The organism is Ruminococcus sp., assembly GCF_045129435.1.
Classification (GTDB): Bacteria; Bacillota; Clostridia; order Oscillospirales; family Acutalibacteraceae; genus Ruminococcoides.
Genome location: NZ_JBGVJL010000117.1, coordinates 1 through 4,493, shown reverse-complemented (window position 1 = coordinate 4,493; position 4,493 = coordinate 1). Strand labels below are relative to the sequence as shown.

Genomic DNA, 4,493 nt, shown 5'->3' with positions numbered 1-4,493 from the left:
CTTTAAATAAAATAAAAAATAAAAAAATAAAATTAATATGTATGTAATATTATACTACTATATATTATTCTATAAATTATTTTTTTATTTTTATTTTTTCAAAAATAGTTTATAAGAAAAAACATATATACTTACACTTTTTAACAATAGTCAACATAATTATTAACATTTTATCAAAATAAAATAGTCTGCCAACTTTCGCAATATTAAAACTTACTTCTTCTCGTCAAGAAGCATTGTGCCTTGAGGAGGGTTTTTATCTATTGCACCTACTATTGGGTGTGGTACATACGGTTCTTCGAGGTAGACAATATCCTCAGCAGTCAGCATAACATAAAATGCACCGACTGCATCGTCAAAATATTTTGCTTTGGTTGCACCTATAATCGGCGAAGCTATTCCCTTTGCCCATTGCCATGCGATTGCTATTTGTGACATTTTGCAGTTATACTTTTGTGCAAGCTCGTTTACTCTGGTCACAATCTGCATATCGTATTTTTCCATTCTGTCATATTTGCCCTGAGCCACTCTGTCGGTTTTTCCACGCAGTGAGTTTCTTTCCCATGTTGCTCGTGCAAGATGACCTGCTGCAAGCGGACTGTATGGCATAAGCGAAACCCCCATTTGCTTGCAGATTGGAATAAGCTCTCTTTCGTCTTCACGATAAAGCAGATTATAATGATTTTCCATAGCTGAAAATTGAGTCCAGCCGTTTTCCTTTGCTGCAATCTGCATATTGTAAAACTGGTAGCCGTACATTGCAGAAGCACCTATCGCCCTCACCTTACCTGCCTTTACTAAATCATTGAGTGCCTGCATAGTTTCTTCAATCGGGGTATCGTAATCAAATCGGTGAATTATGTACAAATCAAGATAATCTGTGCCAAGCCTTTTTAAGCTGCCGTCAATCTCTCTCATAATTGCATTTCTTGAAAGTCTGCCTTCATTGAAATACACCTTTGACGCAATAACCACCTTATCTCTTGCAACATTATTTCTTATCGCCTTGCCAAGGTATTCTTCGCTTGTGCCGGCTGAATATCCGTTTGCGGTATCAAAGAAGTTAATACCTAAGTCAAGTGCATATTTAACTGTGCTTTCTGTTTCCTTTTCGTCAAGAGTCCAGTCGTGCATTGTGCCTGCCTTGCCAAAGCTCATACAACCAACGCATAGCTTTGACACCTCTATATCTGTATTGCCGAGTTTTGTATATTGCATAAATCACACTTCCTTTATTTTATTATATATTTTCAGTTGATTTTTTCAAGTAAAAATTATAATAATAACTAACATTTGACAAAGAAAAATGAAATATATATAATTATTGTATAAGATTTACGGAGGTGGTAATATGTACAACCCACAGCTTGAAACATTCATAAAGGTGGCGGATGCAGGCAGTTTTAATAAGGCGGCAGATGCGTTATATATCACACCGACAGCCGTTATAAAACAAATTAATTTGCTTGAAAAGTCGCTTGATTTGGTATTGTTTGAGCGTACACATCGTGGACTTGTGCTGACAAAAGCCGGCAAGTCGCTGTATCAAGATGCCAAATATATAATCAGCTATTGCAAAGACTCTGTTGTTCGTGCTAAAAATGCAATGAGTGAGGGCGAAAAAATTATCCGTATCGGCTCATCACCTACCACTCCCGCTCAGCTGCTTATGCAGCTATGGCCAGAAATTCAGGCTCAATGCCCTGATATAAAATTTGAAATTGTTCCCTTTGAAAACACACCTGAAAACGCAAAGGAAATTCTTGCAAACCTTGGCAAGAACATTGATATTGTGGGCGGTATATTTGACGACACTATGCTTAATTTAAGAAAGTGCAAGGGATTGAAGCTTTCCAGAGAGCCGTTTTGCTGTGCGGTATCTATTCACCACCGACTTGCAGGTAAAGACAAATTGCAGATAAGCGACCTGTACGGTGAAAATCTTATGCTTATGCACAGAGGATGGAGTAATTATGTTGACCAACTGCGTGATGACGTATGGCAAAATCATAGCCGAATTAATATTGTAGATTTTGATTTTTACGATATGAGCATTTTTAATAAGTGTGAAAACAGCAACGCCGTACTTCTTGCAATCAAGGGTTGGGCGAATGTTCACCCTTTGCTCAAGGTTATCCCTGTTGAATGGGAATACAGTATTCCGTTTGGTTTGCTCCACTCTCCTAATCCAAGTGAAAATGTTAAAAGGGTTTTGCAGGCGGCGAAAAATACAGTTCAAGCCAAAAATCAGTTATAACCTTTAGGTATATACTAATGAACAAAACAAGACTTCTCACGAGGTCTTGTTTCTTTTATAATAAAGATAGAGAAAAAATAAGGAGATGTAAATATGAAAGCATTGCTTATAAACGGAAGTCCGAGAGCTAACGAGTGCACATACACCGCACTTAACGAACTTAGAAATACTCTTGAAAGTGAGGGAATCGAAACCGAGCTTATACACATAGGCAACAAGAATATTCGTGGCTGTATTGCCTGCCGCAAATGTCGTGAAATCGGTAAATGTGTATTTGATGACATTGTAAATGAGGTTGCACCAAAGCTTGCCGAAGCAGACGCATTTGTTATTGGTGCACCTGTGTATTACGCTTCCCCAGCCGGTGGTGCAATTTCGTTCCTTGACCGACTGTTTTTCAGTACAATGAATATTGACAAAACCATGAAAGTCGGTGCGGCGGTTGTGACCTGTCGCAGAGGAGGAAACACTTCTTCCTTTGATGTACTCAACAAATACTTCACTATAAGCTCAATGCCGATTGCGTCAAGTCAGTATTGGAATATGGTATATGGCGGTCAGGCTGACGAAGTTTTGCTTGACAAAGAGGGATTGCAGACAATGAGAACTCTGGGCAAAAACATTGCATTTATGGTAAAGAGTATTGCTCTTGGCAAGGAAAAATACGGCTTACCTGAAAAAGAGCAGAATACATTTACTAACTTTCATCATTAAGAGGTAAAAATGGAACAAAGAATTTTAGGTAAAGATTTAAAGGTATCCGCAGTCGGACTCGGTTGTATGGGAATGAGCCACGCTTACGGTTCTCCTGCCGATAAAGATGAAATGTGCAGGCTTATATCTCAGGCTGTAGATATTGGATACAACTTTTTGGATACCGCCGAGATTTATGGAACTTCAACCGACCCACATGATAATGAAAGTCTTGTTGGCAAAGCATTAAAGCCATACCGCAACAAGGTTATTATTTCAACTAAATTCGGAATTCGATTTGATGAAAATGATAAAAATGTAAATCACGCACTCATTCCCGATTCAAGACCGGAAGTAATAAGAAAATCAGTTGAGGGCTCATTAAAAAGACTTGGCACAGATCATATTGACTTATACTATCAGCACCGTTTTGACCCTAATGTTCCCATTGAAGAAGTTGCAGGAGTAATGGCTGACCTTATAAAAGAAGGTAAAATTACGCATTGGGGACTAAGTGAAGCAACAGAGGAAAACATTCGCAAGGCAAATGCGGTTTGCCCTGTCACCGCAATTCAAAATCGCTATTCTATGATGGCAAGACAGTACGAAATACTTTTTCCTGTGCTTGAGGAACTTAGAATTGGATTTGTGGCTTTCTCTCCACTTGCAAACGGATTTTTAAGCGGTAAATACAATGAAAATTCAAGCTTTGAAAAAGGCACAGATTACCGCTCTGTAATGCCACAATTCAAGGCAGAGGCAGTTAAGAAAAATCAGAAACTACTTGAACTTCTTAACTCCTTGGCAAATACGAAAAATGCAACGCCTGTACAAATTTCACTTGCATGGATGATGTGCAAAAAGCCGTACATCGTGCCAATTCCCGGCACAAGAAAGCTTGACAGATTAATAGAAAATGCAGGCTCGGCAGAAATTAAATTGACTCAAAAAGAGGTCACAGAGCTTGACAAAATATTGGCAGAAATTGAGATGTCGGAAGTTTTCGGCGGCTCAAAAATTATAAATAAATAAAAAGGAGTTTTTATTATGAGAAAGAATTTCGGAGCAAAACCATATTTATACCCACAGCCTGTTATGATTATCGCAACCTATGATGAGAATGGCAAAGCAAATGCTATGAACGCTGCTTGGGGCGGTATTGTCGGCAGTAATGAAATTATGATTGATTTAGGTTCACACAAAACAACCGAAAATATGCTTAAAACAAAGGCATTTACAGTAAGCGTTGCCGATGTAAAAAATGTTGTGGCTTGCGATTATGTGGGCGTTGTGTCCGGCAATAACGAGCCTGACAAAATGAAAAAGGCAGGCTTTACAACAACAAAGAGTGAGTTCGTAAACGCACCTGTAATCAACGAACTGCCACTTGCACTTGAGTGTGTTCTCACAAAAGTTATTGATGAATCAAAATACCTTGGTGAGATTAAGAATGTCAGCATTGATGAAAGTGTTCTTGACGATAACGGAGAGCTTGACCTTTCAAAATTTATTCCTATCACCTATGACCCTGTTTTCCATGGTT

The 4,493-nt window shown here is 38.5% G+C and carries 5 protein-coding genes; 4 read left to right on the top strand and 1 reads right to left on the bottom strand.

Annotated features, from left to right (window positions below):
- Positions 1–213 precede the first annotated feature (213 nt).
- On the bottom strand, positions 214–1,218 hold the full coding sequence (locus ACJMMI_RS05815; protein WP_405354263.1) for an aldo/keto reductase: 1,005 nt from the start codon (positions 1,216–1,218) through the stop codon (positions 214–216).
- Between the two features lie 133 nt (positions 1,219–1,351).
- Here ACJMMI_RS05815 and ACJMMI_RS05810 point away from each other — a divergent pair, with 133 nt between their 5' ends.
- The 4 genes from ACJMMI_RS05810 to ACJMMI_RS05795 all read left to right on the top strand — a co-directional run.
- Positions 1,352–2,257 (top strand): LysR family transcriptional regulator, encoded by a 906-nt coding sequence (locus ACJMMI_RS05810; RefSeq protein ID WP_405354262.1) that lies wholly within the window; start codon positions 1,352–1,354, stop codon positions 2,255–2,257.
- Positions 2,258–2,350: 93 nt separating this feature from the next.
- A complete protein-coding gene (locus tag ACJMMI_RS05805; protein ID WP_405354261.1) occupies positions 2,351–2,971 on the top strand; it encodes a flavodoxin family protein in 621 nt (206 codons plus the stop codon).
- Between the two features lie 9 nt (positions 2,972–2,980).
- A complete protein-coding gene (locus ACJMMI_RS05800; protein WP_405354260.1) occupies positions 2,981–3,982 on the top strand; it encodes an aldo/keto reductase in 1,002 nt (333 codons plus the stop codon).
- 15 nt (positions 3,983–3,997) lie between these two features.
- On the top strand, positions 3,998–4,493 hold a 496-nt coding region (locus tag ACJMMI_RS05795; RefSeq protein ID WP_405354259.1), incomplete at its 3' end, for a flavin reductase family protein.

Excerpts from the sequence above, each read along its gene's own strand:
- ACJMMI_RS05810 (WP_405354262.1), top strand. The coding sequence starts at position 1,352 with ATGTACAACCCACAGCTTGAAACATTCATAAAGGTGGCGGATGCAGGC.
- ACJMMI_RS05800 (WP_405354260.1), top strand. The coding sequence starts at position 2,981 with ATGGAACAAAGAATTTTAGGTAAAGATTTAAAGGTATCCGCAGTCGGA.
- ACJMMI_RS05805 (WP_405354261.1), top strand. The coding sequence starts at position 2,351 with ATGAAAGCATTGCTTATAAACGGAAGTCCGAGAGCTAACGAGTGCACA.
- ACJMMI_RS05815 (WP_405354263.1), bottom strand. The coding sequence starts at position 1,218 with ATGCAATATACAAAACTCGGCAATACAGATATAGAGGTGTCAAAGCTA.